Below are 15911 nucleotides of genomic sequence, written 5' to 3' on the forward strand. Positions count from 1 at the left end.
TCACTATTTTATCGGAGCGCCGATACCATATTTTTGCGGAGCTTGCGCGTAAGCTTGTTCAGCTTGGGGCAACCATGAACTTAAATTTCCTTGGCGAGTTTGATCCGAAGGATGCGTGGACATGAACTCCGGAGGGGCCGCCCCTTTTTGCGCGGCATTCATACGCTGCCACAGCTTTAAGGACTCGGCCGGATCATAACCTGCACGTGCCATTAACATCTGACCTTCTTTGTCCGCGGAAGTTTCATCTCCGCGAGAAAATTTCCGGTCTAAGAATGTCAAAGCGAACCCCGCGGCCACGCCACCCAATTGGCTGAGCTGACGACATTGTTCTGTTTTACACAGAACCTGACCGCCCACGATGGTCGCAATACCGATAGCAAGCCCGGCGTAATTAGATTGTTTGGCCCGCGCATATCCGGCCATACCGTGACGAAGTGTTGCATGCGCCACCTCATGGCCCATCACCGCAGCCAAGGCCCCTTCCGTTTTAAGGACGGGCATGATGCCCGTGTACACTGCCATCTTTCCGCCCGGCATACACCAAGCATTCACTTCAGGACTATCAATTAAAACCACTTCCCATTGAAAATTTTCACCCGAGGACTGCGCGATTCTTTGCGCCACTCGCTGAACCATCGCGTTCCATTCCGCATTGTTCGACATTTTGGATTTTGCTTTAATTTCGGCATAAGCTTTCGCGGCTTCGGCATTAATGTCAGACTCGCTCACACCTCCGCCCAGGGAAGAACAGCTTAATTGGAAGGCACAAATAAGAGCTAGAACGTATTTCGTCATTTTCATGGCTGAGAGAATATTCTGTTTTGCCCAGAAATCAATCTTTCGGAGCGAGGCACGCCGCTTATGACTATCAGCAGATAAGCATTCTGTAACTGGGCGCGAAACGAAATTTGACCGCATAATAGGCAGGTCTGATTTTAAAGCCACCAGGAGGCATTATATGCAAAAACAGAACGTTCAGCAGGAGCCAAAACCACCCTTTCCACGCCAAAAATTGAAAGCTCCGGGCTTAGAAGCCCAGATGAAAGAAAAGCCTCGTTACAAGGCTCCGCAATATCGCGCCGCAAACAAGTTAGAAAACAAATGCGCGCTGATCACGGGCGGGGATTCGGGTATTGGTCGAGCGGTCGCCTATCTGTACGCCCGTGAAGGGGCCGATGTCGCAATCACCTATTTGCCAGTCGAAAAAAAAGATGCGCAAAAAATAAAATCTGAAATTGAGGCCTTGGGACAGAAATGTATTTTGTTAGAGGGTGATTTGACGAATGAAAAATTCTGCCAAAAAGCGGTGAAAGAGACGGTAAAAAAGCTGGGAAAAATTGATATCCTCGTAAGCAACGCCGCTCATCAAATGCGCAAAGATGATATTTCAGAAATCACCACGAAAGAATTTGATCGCACCTTTAAAACCAATGTTTATGCTTATTTTCATTTGGCCAAAGCCGCTGTTCCTTACATGAAACCAGGATCCGCCATTATCGCGACAAGTTCCGAAACATCCACGCGCGCTCCAGATCAACTTTTGGATTACTCTTCAACCAAAGGAGCGATTAACACTTTTACCAAATCATTGGCAAAGATGTTAGCTCCTAAGGGCATTCGCGTGAATGCCGTGGCTCCGGGCCCGGTATGGACCCCGCTCAATCCGGCAGATGCCGGGGCGAGTATGGAAAAAATCCGCAACTTTGGAAAGAAAACACCGATGGAACGTCCAGGTCAGCCCGAAGAAATGGCGCCGGCCTATGTGTTTCTCGCCTCGGAAGCAGATTCCAGTTTCATATCGGGAATTGTTTTGCCGATCATGGGGGGTGAGTCCATCTAAAGTCGAGGTCCTGGTGCCTAAAATTCCTTAAGAAACTTGCGGTAATTTCCGAAATACAGAACAGGACTCAAGCGGTTCAATTTCGGAGAGTATTGTTGAAGGATCATCGCGATTTTGCAGATTTTTATGAAGCGTCGTTGCAGTTTTTTTATGAAGCTGGAATGGCGATTCGTTTAAGCGCGGGCAAACAAACATTTCGCCTTTTATGTATGGTGGTGATTGTTATTGCGACGGCCTGTCTGTGGGGGCGTGCGCCGAAGGTTCTACTTATTCCCGCGGCCGCTGCCGGTCTTTATTGGCTGGCCACCAGTCACAGCTTTAAAAATGAAAAATACCGGGTGTCCCTGGCAAAGGTTCACCAAGAAGCTTTAAATGAGCTTGTATGGATTCATGATCGAGCTTGGCGCTACACATTGCGCGCACCCAAGGTCAGACGTGAAATCCGTGAGAGTGGTCTTTTTAATCACAACGTCGATTTTATCCACGAAAAAGGCTGTATCTCAGGGCCGGTCGGAATGTGTTTAATGGCAGCGGTCAAAGTGGATATGGGAAATATCCTAGAGGTCACGCAAAGAATCGGGCGACTTTCAATGACTAAACGTCATCATCGCCCGACATTTTCTGGTTTTTTTATCGCGATGGATTTTCCGCGGTCTTTCACCGGGACAGTGATCTTGCGTCGCGGGGCTCAAAGCAATCTTTCTATGAATCATGAAGCTTTTGACAATATTTTCCAAGTGCAAACGCGGGATCATGATTTGGCGCGCGAGGTGTTAACTCCGTTTATGCTGGATCAATTGGTGAATCTTGACTCTCGTCTTTCTCAATTTCCATTCACGGTGACATTTAAAGATTCTTGCGTGTACGTGTCCCTTCCTTGGGAAAAGGAACTTTTTGCCCCGGCGTTTGATGACAACGCTCGTTTTCAAGCCGCCTATGATGACTCTTTGGCGATTGAAGTTATCTCTGTGATTTCTAAAGAACTTCTCGCCGAACAATTCATGGATAGAAAAAGAAAGACATCATGAAAACAAGCATGATCATTCCGACCGTCGCGATTATTTCATTTGTGCTGTTTGCATTGCGATCACGTTATTCGCGGGCCGTGAACCTTTTGATGGCGGCCGCTGAAGGTTTTTCGAAAGCCAGCGTGGTGACCGCCGGTTTGGTATTCGTCATGCACTTTGCTCAAAAAGAAGCAAAATCGGGTTTGCCATTAGTGATGAAGGCTTCAGCCGTGGCCTTTATGATTGTCTTTGTGGGGGTTGTTTTAAAGACGATCTTTAATCATCTGGGCGAGATTAAAAGCACGCTAGATTCAAAAGAAAAAATTGAATTAACCCAAGTGGCTCGAAAAATTTTAAACGACGACAGCGATTACTTTCAAGCTATCGTCGTTCCGCCAAAGGCCGCTAGATGGCGCGATTACGCGCGCTCTTCGCAACTTTTCCCGCGAACGAAGCCTCGCCACATTCGCGTTCCATCGGCCTGGAAATAACCACTACCAGAAATAACTGACACGTAAGCCGAACTCTCTTGGAGAGTTCACTTGATTCACGTCCACGGTTTGTCCACCCAAAGTCGTTGAGTGGTCGTAAAGTACATATTGCGTGTCCAAGACGTTTTGCACATAAAAGTCCGTGGTCAGGCTTAAGGACGCCAAAATGTATTGCGCACTTAAATCTAAGTAAAACTGTTCCGGAGACTTCACGGTATTTTCAGCGTCCGAATAAGACTTGCTTAAATAGCGAAGCAAGCTTGTCGCATTCCAGTTGTCGTTAAAGGCGTAGTTATAAGAAAGACGACCCGTCCAATTAGGAGCATAGGGGAATTCGTTGCCTGTATAGTTTGTCGTTAGGATGCTGAAATCATCAAAACGAGTTTGCACGTAACCGGCCCCTAAACCCAGATCATGCTTGGCGGCTGGTTTCCAGTGACCTTCAGCTTCTGCTCCGTAAAGAGTTGAAGACGCCGCATTCGCTACTTGTGTGTCATACATTCCATTGGTCAGTTTCACCTGGACTTGTTGGTCTAACCATTTTGTGAAAAAGGCATTTGAACTGAATGTAAAGCCATCTTGTTGTAGTTTGTAAGACAATTCATAGTTTTGTGTTTTTTCCGGATCATAGGAATTGGTGGTCGCCCGCGCGCGGTTGATACTGATGCCACCGGTACGATAACCCTCGGCATAGCTAACACCCCAGGCTTGTGAATTGAATTCATAAATGTAAGCCACTTTTGGCAAAAGAATCGAATTGGAGTTCGTATCATCATAAGAGCTGATCATCGGCGCTAAGCGACTGTCGATCAGGGCATCAATAGCAGGACCATAGCTCTGAGTACGAGCGCCACGCGTGCTCGCGCCATATTTGTTTTTCGTATATTCATAACGAAGGCCTAAATTGATCGACTGATTTTCCGCGAATTTGACTAAATAAGAATCAAACACGGCAAAAACCGTGCGGTATTTATCCGTTGTCTGGCCGATGGCGATCGGCACGTAATTATTAGCGGAAATCGGATAAGGCACATTAAAGTCCGCATTGTCATACAAGTAATAGTCATGAGCATGGAAGCCCAAAACGTTCTTAACTTTATCATCTTGGTATTTTAAAAGATTTTCGACGCTATAGTAGCGATCGTGATTGTCCTCTTTGCGCGCCCCATAGTTGAGGTTCGCGGAATAATCGGCATCGGCCGTGGCATCACGAGTGGAGTTCGAGTAAGCGGCGATAATTTCATTACTCCAGTTGTCGTTGATTTTTTTGAAATAACGAAGGCTGGTTTGAATGTTTTTGCCGACAGTTTCAGAGTCAATATCTTGGTTGACTTCATAATCAAAGGGATTAGCACTTTGAACGTAAGATTCGCCACCGGATTTTTTTTGCATCAGTTTCGTATTTAAACGAACAAAGTCCGCATCGTTGATTTTATAAACTAGGTCCAACCCCACTTGTTCTTTGCTGGAACGGCCCCAGTTCGGATTGTCAGTGGCGATATTTTTGATGAAACCATCATCTTTTTCTTGGTTATAAGAAATACGACTTAAAAGGACCCCATCAAACCAAGTGTTATTGGTGACTGCGCCTAATTCGAATTTATTGTAACTGCCATAACCAATCTTAGCGGCTCCTTCGGTCTGTTCATTGGCTTTGTTGTGGTAAAGAAGAATGCTGCCGGCCAGGGAGTTGACACCTTGAGAGGTGGACTGGGGCCCTCGATAAACTTCGGCTTGATGGATATCCCAAAGGTCAAAACTTCCGGCATCAACAGCCAAATCTGTTTGAAAGACATCATCCACGATAATGCTAGCTAAGTTGTCTTTTTGAAAACCGGTGACGCCGGTGTTGTTAATTCCGCGAATAGAAAATGAGTTGTCATTTTTGGGGGTGACGACATTGGGAATGGCATTGAGAGCATGAATGGAGGTGGGTTGATTGGGGGCATCAAGTTCTTTGCTGGGAACAATGGCGATACTTTCAGTGCTTTCCGCGTAAGTTTTATTTTCTTTATTCCCTTGAACTTGGATCGTCTCCATTTTGGATTCTTGGGCAAAGGCTTGAGTTTGAACAAGGAACAGGATCGAAGCTAATAATACTTTCATTGGTTTTTCCATTATGTATAGGTCACAAAGTTGCTAACAACGTTTTTGATAGGGAAGATCTGCTTTTTAGTCAGATCGTTAATGATGGTCGCTGAACGCCAAGCCATTAAGCTTGTTTGTGGTTCAGAAATTCCATGGCCATGACGGCTGAAGTTCAAGGCATAGATTTTATTTTTTTCTGATCCCGACCACGCGACATCAAAGTTTTTACTTAATTTAAAGCGACCTTCAGAATCAAAATCGATCTGCGGACGCAAAGGCTCAATCAAAGCGGGGATATTTACACGGAACCCCGTGCTCAAGATAACGGTGTCAGCTTGAGCGATTTCGGTTTTATGCGTAAAGCCATTGCGGATGCGAAGATCATAACGGCCCTCGGCCGCATTGATATCCACGACACGTCGGAATGGAAGAACTTGGATTTCACGTTTATCGCCATACACGTGCTTTAACTGATAAAGATCGCGGTATAACAGGTCCAAATACTCAGGCGTGTTTCCATCGCTGGCAAGTTTTTGGTACTTAACGATAGGATCTTTCATGCTTTGATCTAAGCCCAAGAATTCTTCGACGTAAGAAGGGGCAAAGTATTCGTTCACAAAAGGGGAGTTGTCTAGCGGCTCTAAATTCGCACGGCTAGAAATAAGTTTTAAACTCTTTGGCGGACCCCATTTGCCTTGCAAGCAATTGCGGAAGATCTCTAAACCTGTTTGGCCACCACCGACAACAACGATGTCTTTGTTGGTGGCATCTAAAATTTTTAGATAGCTCGATTTCGCATGAAATACTTCCGGACCTTCCACTTTTTCGGCAAAAAGAGGAATGTGTGGCACAATGCCAGTTCCAATACAGATATTATCTGCCGTGTAGGTTTCGCCGTTGACTTGCAAAATGAAATGCTTGCCGTCGTAATCCACCGACTGAATGTCGCAGCTGAACTTTAATTGGTCTTGCAAGTTTTCGCTGACCCATTGACAGTACATTTCAAATTCACGGCGTGAGATGGATTTGCGATTGGTGTTGATGAAAGAATAAAAAAGACCTTTTTGAACCAGATAGTTCATAAAGCTGTAAGGATTGGTCGGATCCACCGGTGTCACCAAGTCTTTTAAAAATGAAGTCTGCATTTCCGAATCCGCAAAGCTGATTTCAGAATGCCAATCAAAGCGATGCTTGCGATCAAAGAAAAGACTGCGAACCCCCGGGGTTTTATCTAATAAAGCCGCCAAGCTCAGATTAAATAAACCAATGCCGATACCAATCAGGTTGTAGTGATTGTTCATAAAATCACCCCCGAATGGTTCAGGCTATAATAAATCGGATTCTTAAGATTTTCACCTAACATAGGAACAGGTCTTTCAGCAGAGTCGGCATAGCCAATCTTGAAACGAACTTTATTAACTAAGACGCGCAAAAGTTCCGGAGCAAGAATATTGATATCATTGAAATGAGGAAGCTTTGCCACGTGAGGATGCTCCTCTAGATAATTTTTTAACTCTGTTCCCAAGATCGCGTAAAATACCTCTTCCGAAAGTCCGTCACACTCTTTTAAGGTTTCAGAGATAAAGCGCAAAACCGTCACAAAGTGACCCGTCACTAAATCATGGATCAAATAGTTCGCCGGCAAGCGAGTCAGATCATGAGAAAGCGCAGTGGAAGTGGTCGTCATTCGTAAATCACCTTGGAAGTCTTTAAGTAACAAGCCCGTAGGCACCAAACCTTTTAATCGAATGACGACATTCTGTCCATGAGCCACGAGTCCCAGGCCGTATTGAGCTTGTAAATGATAAAGGGGAAGGACGACATTTCTGAAATAGGCTCGCAACCATTCTTTTTGGCTTAATCCCGACTGACGGATGTAAGCGCCGATCAGGGAGTTTCCTTGGGCATCGCGGTGAAAAAGGCTGCCGGCAATGATCGCTAATTCCCCGGGGTGGAGCTTTGAAGCCGAACTTTGGCGCCATAAAACCCCTAAAAGCTCCTGATAACGATAAGGAGCACCCGCAACCTGGGAATAAAGATGGTGTTTGACGGAAACTCCGGCTTTTTCTTCTAAAACTTCGGTGCTCGCTAAATCCGCATCTTGACGGCACAGCCGGGTTAAATCGGCCGAGAGGGAAGGGCCTTGAGCCATGTATTTACCTGGAATCCCACGAATGGCCGAAGTGTTTAGAATGGTCAAAGGCAGCTTGATATCCATTTTTTCAGGACGTGCGATGTTTGAAAAAGTACGTAAAGAAATCTGCGGTAAATAAAGATCGCCGTAAGCGCCAAGAAAATGCAACTTTCCTGAAGCTAAATCTGCCGCAAACTGAATTTTTAAATATCTTTGCCATTGCCAAGGATGAACTGGGATAAAGAAGTAATCTTGATCATAAAGTTCACGTCGAGCCGTTTCGGCTTTAAATTCTTTAAAGACTTGGTCACTAAAGCTTTCGCGCAAAATATCATCAAAGCTTAAATCTGCCGCGATTCCTGAAAGACATAATGACTTGTGGGCCGCGAGCCACAAAAACTGCACGGGATTTTCTTTTTCCGGGCCATAAAGATCTTGATCGGCGGCACTCCAACCGATGCGACCTTTGTTTAATAATAACTTGGGATGGCCTTTTAATACACTCTGGATCTTTTCACCGGGCCATGCGGTCATTTCTTCAGCGGTGACTGTTAAAGATCTCTCTAGGACCGCTTGATCGGCATAAAGAGTGTTGTGCATTTCTTCTAAAAAGTTAGCCAGGATAATATCATCCATCCCGGTTTCTTTTTGGATATCGATAAAAAACTGTCCGGCACTGGTGGGTACTTCGCCATTACGGCGAATGCTTGAAATTTGAACTTTTAAATCCGTCCAAATCCCGGTCCAAGCCTGAAACTGATATGAAACACCACTAGCTAATGAAAGCTCATAAGGTGCTAACTGGTCTGCTGAACCCGATAAACGACGCGCGACCAGCACTTGCTCATAGCTAAGCTCTTGCAGGCTTTTTGCGATCATTTCGATATTCAGTTTTTGCCAATCAGCGCGGAAGCTCATAGAAAATTGCCACCAAAGAAAGCTTCACGACGGCATTCCAATAAGGCGGCGCGTTTGTGAGGGAAATCAAATTCTTTTAATTTTTTCCAAGCCGTGAAGGTCTCCACATAACGAAGAACTTTGGCGTTATCCGAACGGGGCTCGGCCATGATTTTGCGCGTGCGCGGTTCTTCTAAAAACAAATAATGAGTGACCGACTTTAAAATCGCGTCCGTGTTGGCAAAGCCTAAGAACTTTTCATTGCCGATGAGGAAATGCAAACCACGGTCGAAGGCTTCAGAATCATAATAAGGACCTAAGCGATCTTCCTTGGTCCAATACATTTCAAAATAACCGACCGACGTTTCATCAAATTCCACGATCACCGGGAATTGATGGGGATCTTCTAAGCCCTTTTTTAGATATTCACGCAGTTCTTCTTTGGGTTTATTCAATTCCCAAAAATCAAAAACGCGGGGTTGATTGTGCCAGTCATGGAAGATATCCAAATCTTTTTCGATGTCCGCAACTCTTAAACGCAGAGTTTTACCCAAATGAGTTAAACTTCTTTGGTAAAGGATCTGACCCGGTTTTACGCGAGGACGCACGGGGTGAGAAACTTCTTTAGTAAGGGTCCAAGTTTCGGGTGTGATGTTTTCTTTTCCGTTATGCACCCAAAGCGGGCGCAATTGGAAGAACTCTTGGCGAGTCACTTCTAAGGGAGTTCCCGATTTGCCTAAAAGCCGTGAAAATCCCGCCGGCACTTTATTGAGCCACAGACTTTGGAGGGAGGAATTTTGCACAAACAAAGCTTCCAAGACCGCTAAGGTCATCACGTCGCAAGCATCAGCCTGGATGTTTACAAAAAGCTTATCGGCCTCCGTGAAGGTGTCAAAAAGGAGAGCCTCTTTCGGGGAACGCACTTGCCCGCTATGACCCGCAATTTGCACGGTCAAAGCTTCTTGAGTGGAGCAAGCATAAGTTGAAAAAAGAAAGGTAGTACTCATAACGATTTTCCTTGTTCTGAAGGAATATAAAGCGGATTTTTAATTAAATTGTAAATCGCCAAAGGGTTGGCGGCGGTGTTTTCATTTAAATTTTGCAAGCTGCAGTTGAAGTTTCCTTTTTGGTAAATTTCAGGGCGCGCTAAACAATAGTTTAAAAAACTGGCGTCCGGTAAACCCGGGACTAGTAATGCCTTTAAGAAAGCTCGTAAATCATCCACCAAAACTTCTTCGGTGACGCCATTGTCATGAGCGATTGCACTGATCACATTAAAGGTTGAATTTACTAAAAGATAATATCCAAAAAGAATGTTTCCTTTTTCATCTAGGATGTTGCCATTTTCTTTGACCAAGCTTGCGACTTCGTGACGGTATAGTTCAAAGCCGTGCTCGCTGTAACCCGTGCCCTGGCAATCGCGGAAATAAGCTTTCATGGGCATGTGGTCTTTTATTGTAAGGACCATATTCTGTTGATGCGCGCCCAATAAAATACCGTATTCACTTTGCGCGGTGATAAAGGGCTTGATGGCAATTGTCAGGTATTTCTTAAACCATTCACGGCTGACATCGTGGATGCTTTGACCGGTGGCTTGAGATTTTGCCAAGATGTGCTTGAAGATTAAAGTCTCGCCCCCCAAGGGATTGTCTTGAGCCAAAGTGGAAAGCACGATGTTTTCACCAGAAGCTTCTTTATCTTGAAATGGGTTTTCGCGACAAACAACGATAGACTCGGCAATACTTTTGCCATTTTCATCTTTGATCGCGGCAAAGGCCGGTTCAAAGATCACGTGGAAATCAGGATAACGATTTTTAAACTCGTCTGCCTTGGCTGTGGCAAAAACATCATACACTTGCAAGCCGCGCACGACTTCCACATCCGTCAAATGGCGGATCGAGTTTGTCAGTTTTAAAGTTAAAGAAAACTTCAACATATAAGGGCTGTGCGGGGCATAGATGGAACGCAAGCTTGAGGTGGGATACCACATCAAAGATGTGCCACCAGCGTCGATGATCTTTTTATCTAGCACGTACTGCTTTATTGTTTTGTTTTTTAAAAGATGATTTTTCTGCCAAGGATGAACGGGGAAGGGGAGATAGCCTTCGGGCACAGAGATCTCCGCCTTTTCTGTAACATAAAGTTTCGAAGTCCAATCCTTGGTTTTAAACTGCGCCGCGGTTTGATTGTGCAAAACTTCAGGTTTCACAAAGAACCAGTGCAGGGCGAATTTGCCGCCCATTTCGGGGGAATAAATCGCATATTCGGCATCATCAAAGCCTTCACGCATTTTGGGATACGGGTGAAAGTTATGACCAATCATCAAGCCTTGTTCTGCCGCCTTGAAGTTTGTGGGCTCCTCGTAAAGCTTAGCCATGTCGGCGGCTCGAGCCTCTAAAGCCAGTTCCATATTGTGCAGGCTGTTTTGCACTCGGCGCAGGAAAATTTCTTTTTTGCTAGGGTCTTCACGCCAAACTTCTGAAAGAAAGCCCACAATGAGGTCGACAGCATCCATAAAACCCAATGAGGTGAGCTGTCCCTCGCGCAAAATATAAAACTGATCTAGATACTGGTGGCGCCCTAACGAAGATTTCTTTTTTAAAGGAATCAGGAGTGTGTTCTTTTCAGAAACTTTCACCGAAATACTATCTTGGCTTGCGGGGATCAAAGATGCCGTATTTATAATTTCATAGGCATGGAATTCTCTGAATAAAGCATTAAAGAAACAAGAGATTGAATGCATGAGGGAGAGTTCTTTAAACTTGTGCATAAAGAACCTCGTTTTGATCTCCACGACCGCGGTACAGAATTGCAATATTAAACCCAATCACGACCACAAAAGCCACTAGCAGATGCTCTACCTCAAAGCGATTGATCTGAAAAGTTATCGCCGCGAAAGCTCCACCCAATGAATAGCCTAAGGTGTTCGCGGCTCCCACCAAACCGGTGCGGCGGCCCAGGTTCGTGTCTTTGTGACCCGAGGCCATGAGTGACAGATAGCTGGGGGGAATTAAAGCAATGCCTAGCGACAGCATCGCAATCGCGCCCCAAAGTTCGCCCTGGGAACTCATTTCTCCTAACAACAGGGATCCACCTAAAAGTCCCAAAGAGCCTAAAATAAATGAACCTTGCCAAGGATTCTTAAAAAAGACTTTACCCAAGCCTTGAGTTAAGACGGCAAGGATCGCGCTGACTAATAAAACCTGCGCCATGAGAACACTTGAATCCGCACCTGTAAGTGCAAAGCTTTTCTTTAAGATCGCGGCTAAAGAGAAATTTAAAATTCCGATAAAGATTGTAAATAACAACGCCAAAGAAAAAACCGCGCGCATTTTACTGAAAGTTCCAAACCACGACGCTAAGGAAACAGTTTCGGCTTTTTGCGTTTGCTGAAGGCTTTTTCCGATCAAAGTGACATTGGCTAAGAATAAAACCATCGACCAAACAACCGCGCCTTGCAAAACGGGCAGCATATTCTGCCCCCCACCGATGAGCAGGTACAGCGGGCCTAAAGCGCGTCCGATGTTTAAGCTCATAGAATTTGAAAGCATCGCCTTCATCGGGGATTTTTTTGGGTTTAAATCAATCTGCAAAGCTTGCGCAACTGGGACGATGCCCGCAGCCGTCAGGCCGTAAAGAATGCGGCTGGCCCACAGAATCAAAGAGCTTTGGTCTGAAAGTTCAGGGACCATTAACAGCAAAACTAGAAGTGCGGTGGATACGGTCAATCCCGCCATGCCTAGGCAAAGAACCTTCATGCGTCCCCACGAATCACTGCGCGAAGACCAAAAGGGGCTAGACCATAAAAACAAGAAAGAACCGACGCTGAAACTTGCGACAATCGAGGTCATGCTTAATTGCGTCTTTTCAGAAATAAACGGAATCAACGTAAACAGCATCATCTGCAAAGCGCTAAAGGTGGCGGTATTAAGATGTCCTATGGCCCGTAAGGTCTTCATTTGCGTGGACCTCTTATCCAAGTCCACAAGACTCGGACTGAAAAATAAACCGGAACCAAAAGACCGCTCACAAAAACAGGATTCATCGCACCGTGAGTAACGAAGCTTCCCACAATGGCCAAAGCCGAAATCACCATCAATGTGGTGGGGACTAGATAAGCTCTTTGGAAAAGACCCGAAGTCCAAAGTAAAATATTTGCTTTCTTTTCAGAGGCCGCGGCTTTTTTAGACTTACGGCGACGATCCCACCAAATGTAAATTCCTAAAATAGGCAACGCCAAAGAAATCAAAGAGAGTGTTAACCACACGAGCTTCAGAAACAAACCGCCATAGTTCCCGAAATGCAAAGGCTCTGACAGCATCGTGAATTTCAAGTACCAGGGCAGGGCACGCACTTCGGTCAATTCGCCCGTCACGGCATCAATCACCACGACTTCCACCAGACGTTCGGTGAAAGCCGTGTTTCCATGCATTAACACCAAGTGATGACCCGGAGGCGAAAATTGAGTGTCAGCAAAAGCAAGATAATCAAAGCTTGATTCCGGCAATGCTTTTTGGGCGGATTCTAAAACCTTGTCTAGCGAAGCGCGCGGACCGCTCGGAGCGGTGGGATATTGAGCCGTCAGTTTCTTTAGTTCGCTAAATTGATAAACTTTAATCAGTGTTGAACTTAAGCCTAAGAATAAACCTGTGATGGCAATTAATAAACCCCACGCAAAAACTGTCATGCCCAGGAAGCGATGCAAATCTCCTGAAAAAGTACGCGCGGATTGCTGACGGATTTCACCGAATTTTGTTTTTTTAGAAAAGTTACCGTAAATGAAAAAACCAGAAATCAACGTGAAGGCGTAAAGCAGACCGATCAGTCCCACATAGATCTTGCCGTTAGAACCTAAAAAGAACTCACGATGTAAAATTAAAACGGCTTCCATAAAGGAGCCGGTCTTTTTTGGAGCTTCGACTTCAAGGCCTGTTTTCGTATCAAAGTAAACTCGGCGGGAACCGCGGAACATTTTCGAGTTGTCTTTTCCTAAACGAAGCTGAGCGATGTCGTGGTCGGCCTCTTCAATGGAAAGGGCTAAAGGACGCTCGTTTGGGTATTTCTGCAACATGTTTTGAAAAAAAGTATCGATCTGGGGGAGGGCCCCCGCCGCGATATGTTCTTCATGGGATTCATGTCCCTCGATCTCGTCCTTGAAAAGTAAAATGGATCCCGTGAGTGTTAAAACAAGCAAGTGCAGGGATACGAAAATGCCGACGTAAATATGTGTTTTATAAAAGAGTTTAAAGAGTCTGTTATTCACTGGCTTTTGTTATCACGCGCGTTAAAAAGGTGCAAAGATCCAGAGGGAAATCACTAAATCTGTGAAGAGATTACTAGCGAAAAATCCAAGGAATATCAAAGGGGTTACCCAGTGAGGACCCCTTGTGAAAAGCAGTCGACAGCAAGACGTAAGCTAAATGAGAAAAGCCCCTTTTTTAAGGGGCTTTTAGAGGAAACTAAGGTTATTGGGGTTGGGTCGGAGTATTGTTGCGAACCCGTTCAAAGACCACGCGAAAGTGATCCGCACCCTCGCCGCAGACTTCAGAGGCTGTCGGGGTCGTGATTTTTAAGGAAATAAAGCGGATCGGATTTTTCGTGTACGTGTAAGGCAAGCGTCCTGAAAAAAGCTTATCAAGTTCTTCTTTGCCTTGGATGCAGTCTGAAGTTCCGTCAATTGCAAAAGCCTTAGAGTCTGTTTTCACTAAAGCATTGTTGCGAGCCCGAGTTAAAACCATCGAATAACGGCAAGTAGAATCGTCTTGTTTAAAGTTTGCCGCGACTAAGAATTGGATTAACATACGGTCCGCTAAAAGTTTTTCGATTTGCACATCGTGCGTCTTTAAAGCCGAAGGCGTGTTCACGCCGACCTCATCAAAAGAATCACAGATCAAACGATTGTAAAGAGCGCCGAAGAAAGCTCCATCCGGAAGGGTCAAATCACCTTCCATCGCAAAAGCTGGAGACGTTAAAGACAAAGAAAGTAAAAGGGCTAAAAAGCGCACAAATTCCTCCGCGGAAAAGTTATCTGCGGCAAGATAACTTTTCCGCCTAAAAAGTGCCAGGTCCTATTTGCAGAAAGCGGTGTTTCTCGCTGTTATCAGGAAGAGTTTTCACACTCTCAAGGCCTTTTCTCAGTTGTGTTTCAAAGAGTCCGAGGCGGCGGGTTTATTTTCGTTCGAAAGGGTTAATAAAATCGGAACTTCCTCACGTCCGAGGCCTTTAAAGTTCTTAGAATAAACTTCAATCAAAGGTCCTCCGGGTTTTAGCCCCGCCTTGGGGACTTCATCAAAAATCAGATTGCAAGTGCTGCCGATTTCTTGAACGGTGCCATCGTGAACAAATTGGGCGTAGGATCTGGGAGTGAGGACCATCGTGGTCATGTCTTCCGGTTTTTCTCCGAAGTCACTCACCTCCATCATGGCGCTGTATTTAACATCTTCGCCGTTAAACTCGGAGATGCCATAACTGGTACCTAAAGAGTTTTCGATCTTGTCTTTGTTTTGATTGAACCTTTCCCAAAGGGCAAAAATCTTCTCGCGCTCTTCCGGCATTTTGATGTGGATAGAATATCCAACACATTTTGTGGGCTCAGTTTTGTCAATAAAATCGTACTTCATTAAAACCTCCACATATCGTGAATTTTACGTATTAAATCACGTTTTAAAAGAATCTTCATGGGGGAATTGCCAGTCAAATGACAGAGTATTAAAGATCTATAATCTGCAAAACCCAAAAACCGTCTTCGCGGATTTCGTATTTCACGTCGTAATCTAAAACGGCAAAACCATAACGGGTCTTCCACGTGGCGGGATCTGACGGGGGATTTTTTCTTTTTTGAAAAGCGGGGCGAGGATCTAATTCTAAAACTTCGATGATGATTTCTTTTAAATTTTGCATTCCATCTGCATCTTTTAGCTGTAAATCAACAAGGGCTTCATCTTCAAAGTGCACCGGTGTCTTGGTGATCGGAGCCGCGGCCCAGCCAGGATTGGCATCGGGAATGGAATCTGCATAAGGGATGTAAGGTTTGATATCTAAAACCGGCGTGCCATCTAAAAGGTCCACACCACCAACCGTGATCTCTGGTCCCCCCGCGGCTTCAAGATCGATTTTTTCAATGCTCACTGCTGAAATACCAATAGGATTGGGACGGTGCGGGGAGCGTGAAGCCAGGACCCCGACTTTGACGTTGCCCCCAAGTCTTGGCGGTCGAATGCTGGGCTTCCAATTCTTGCCACCGTGTTCGTGAAAAACAAAAACAATCCACAAGTGACTGAATTGGTCTAAAGTGCGCAACGCGGTTTTAAGATCCGGAGTGTTTTTAAGTTTAATAACACCCTTGGCATTTGCGACAAGTCCTGGCTGACGGGGAATCCCGAATTTATCTTTGAACATGGTTTTCACATGTCCGATAGCTTCAAATTCAAAACTCCCCGAGGGTGTCATAT

The 15911-nt window shown here is 45.2% G+C and carries 14 protein-coding genes; 3 read left to right on the forward strand and 11 right to left on the reverse strand.

Annotation, left to right across the window (positions count from 1 at the left end; genetic code table 11):
• Positions 1-3: 3 nt before the first annotated feature.
• Positions 4-804, reverse strand: a complete 801-nt coding sequence (locus AZI86_RS13060) for a M48 family metallopeptidase (RefSeq protein ID WP_061835643.1) — start codon at positions 802-804, stop codon at positions 4-6.
• 157 nt (positions 805-961) lie between these two features.
• On the opposite strand from AZI86_RS13060, the gene AZI86_RS13065 reads away from it, so the two are divergent.
• The 3 genes from AZI86_RS13065 to AZI86_RS13075 all read left to right on the forward strand — a co-directional run bounded on the left by AZI86_RS13065 (position 962) and on the right by AZI86_RS13075 (position 3341).
• Positions 962-1843, forward strand: coding sequence for an SDR family oxidoreductase (locus AZI86_RS13065; RefSeq protein WP_061835644.1), 882 nt, complete (start codon positions 962-964; stop codon positions 1841-1843).
• Positions 1844-1938: 95 nt separating this feature from the next.
• The gene (locus AZI86_RS13070) at positions 1939-2871 is read left to right on the forward strand and encodes a DUF3137 domain-containing protein (RefSeq protein ID WP_061835645.1); all 933 of its coding nucleotides are present in this window, start codon (positions 1939-1941) and stop codon (positions 2869-2871) included.
• A complete protein-coding gene (locus AZI86_RS13075) occupies positions 2868-3341 on the forward strand; it encodes a hypothetical protein (RefSeq protein ID WP_061835646.1) in 474 nt (157 codons plus the stop codon). Before AZI86_RS13070 ends, AZI86_RS13075 begins: the two co-directional genes overlap by 4 nt.
• A gap of 3 nt (positions 3342-3344) precedes the next feature.
• Here the strand turns inward: AZI86_RS13075 and AZI86_RS13080 are convergent, their stop codons facing one another.
• The 10 genes from AZI86_RS13080 to tsaA form a co-directional block, all read right to left on the reverse strand.
• On the reverse strand, positions 3345-5447 hold the full coding sequence (locus AZI86_RS13080) for a TonB-dependent receptor (protein ID WP_253715941.1): 2103 nt from the start codon (positions 5445-5447) through the stop codon (positions 3345-3347).
• An 11-nt stretch (positions 5448-5458) separates the two neighbouring features.
• Positions 5459-6730: a lysine N(6)-hydroxylase/L-ornithine N(5)-oxygenase family protein gene (locus AZI86_RS13085; protein ID WP_061835648.1), complete on the reverse strand. Its 1272-nt coding sequence runs from the start codon at positions 6728-6730 to the stop codon at positions 5459-5461.
• Positions 6727-8481 (reverse strand): IucA/IucC family protein, encoded by a 1755-nt coding sequence (locus AZI86_RS13090; protein WP_061835649.1) that lies wholly within the window; start codon positions 8479-8481, stop codon positions 6727-6729. Before AZI86_RS13090 ends, AZI86_RS13085 begins: the two co-directional genes overlap by 4 nt.
• A complete protein-coding gene (locus tag AZI86_RS13095) occupies positions 8478-9467 on the reverse strand; it encodes a GNAT family N-acetyltransferase (protein WP_061835650.1) in 990 nt (329 codons plus the stop codon). Before AZI86_RS13095 ends, AZI86_RS13090 begins: the two co-directional genes overlap by 4 nt.
• A complete protein-coding gene (locus AZI86_RS13100) occupies positions 9464-11230 on the reverse strand; it encodes an IucA/IucC family protein (protein ID WP_061835651.1) in 1767 nt (588 codons plus the stop codon). Before AZI86_RS13100 ends, AZI86_RS13095 begins: the two co-directional genes overlap by 4 nt.
• The gene (locus AZI86_RS13105) at positions 11217-12419 is read right to left on the reverse strand and encodes an MFS transporter (RefSeq protein WP_061835652.1); all 1203 of its coding nucleotides are present in this window, start codon (positions 12417-12419) and stop codon (positions 11217-11219) included. Before AZI86_RS13105 ends, AZI86_RS13100 begins: the two co-directional genes overlap by 14 nt.
• Complete coding sequence (locus AZI86_RS13110) at positions 12416-13723, reverse strand: PepSY-associated TM helix domain-containing protein (protein ID WP_061835653.1); 1308 nt, start codon at positions 13721-13723, stop codon at positions 12416-12418. Before AZI86_RS13110 ends, AZI86_RS13105 begins: the two co-directional genes overlap by 4 nt.
• Positions 13724-13925: 202 nt before the next feature.
• Positions 13926-14465 carry a hypothetical protein gene (locus AZI86_RS13115; protein WP_061835654.1) on the reverse strand — a complete coding sequence of 180 codons (540 nt, stop codon included), beginning with the start codon at positions 14463-14465 and terminating at the stop codon, positions 13926-13928.
• A gap of 129 nt (positions 14466-14594) precedes the next feature.
• A complete protein-coding gene (locus tag AZI86_RS13120; protein WP_061835655.1) occupies positions 14595-15080 on the reverse strand; it encodes a GyrI-like domain-containing protein in 486 nt (161 codons plus the stop codon).
• A gap of 88 nt (positions 15081-15168) precedes the next feature.
• A complete protein-coding gene (gene tsaA, locus AZI86_RS13125; RefSeq protein WP_061835656.1) occupies positions 15169-15909 on the reverse strand; it encodes a tRNA (N6-threonylcarbamoyladenosine(37)-N6)-methyltransferase TrmO in 741 nt (246 codons plus the stop codon).
• Between the last annotated feature and the right edge of the window lie 2 nt (positions 15910-15911).

Origin of the sequence: Bdellovibrio bacteriovorus, from assembly GCF_001592735.1 — a bacterium.
In the GTDB taxonomy this organism is placed as follows: Bacteria; Bdellovibrionota; Bdellovibrionia; order Bdellovibrionales; family Bdellovibrionaceae; genus Bdellovibrio; species Bdellovibrio bacteriovorus_D.

Coding starts and splice junctions, on each gene's coding strand:
- tsaA (WP_061835656.1), bottom strand. CDS start 15,909: ATGACACCCTCGGGGAGTTTTGAATTTGAAGCTATCGGACATGTGAAA.
- AZI86_RS13060 (WP_061835643.1), bottom strand. CDS start 804: ATGAAAATGACGAAATACGTTCTAGCTCTTATTTGTGCCTTCCAATTA.
- AZI86_RS13075 (WP_061835646.1), top strand. CDS start 2,868: ATGAAAACAAGCATGATCATTCCGACCGTCGCGATTATTTCATTTGTG.
- AZI86_RS13100 (WP_061835651.1), bottom strand. CDS start 11,230: ATGCACAAGTTTAAAGAACTCTCCCTCATGCATTCAATCTCTTGTTTC.
- AZI86_RS13080 (WP_253715941.1), bottom strand. CDS start 5,447: ATGAAAGTATTATTAGCTTCGATCCTGTTCCTTGTTCAAACTCAAGCC.
- AZI86_RS13095 (WP_061835650.1), bottom strand. CDS start 9,467: ATGAGTACTACCTTTCTTTTTTCAACTTATGCTTGCTCCACTCAAGAA.
- AZI86_RS13105 (WP_061835652.1), bottom strand. CDS start 12,419: ATGAAGACCTTACGGGCCATAGGACATCTTAATACCGCCACCTTTAGC.
- AZI86_RS13120 (WP_061835655.1), bottom strand. CDS start 15,080: ATGAAGTACGATTTTATTGACAAAACTGAGCCCACAAAATGTGTTGGA.
- AZI86_RS13085 (WP_061835648.1), bottom strand. CDS start 6,730: ATGAACAATCACTACAACCTGATTGGTATCGGCATTGGTTTATTTAAT.
- AZI86_RS13065 (WP_061835644.1), top strand. CDS start 962: ATGCAAAAACAGAACGTTCAGCAGGAGCCAAAACCACCCTTTCCACGC.
- AZI86_RS13090 (WP_061835649.1), bottom strand. CDS start 8,481: ATGAGCTTCCGCGCTGATTGGCAAAAACTGAATATCGAAATGATCGCA.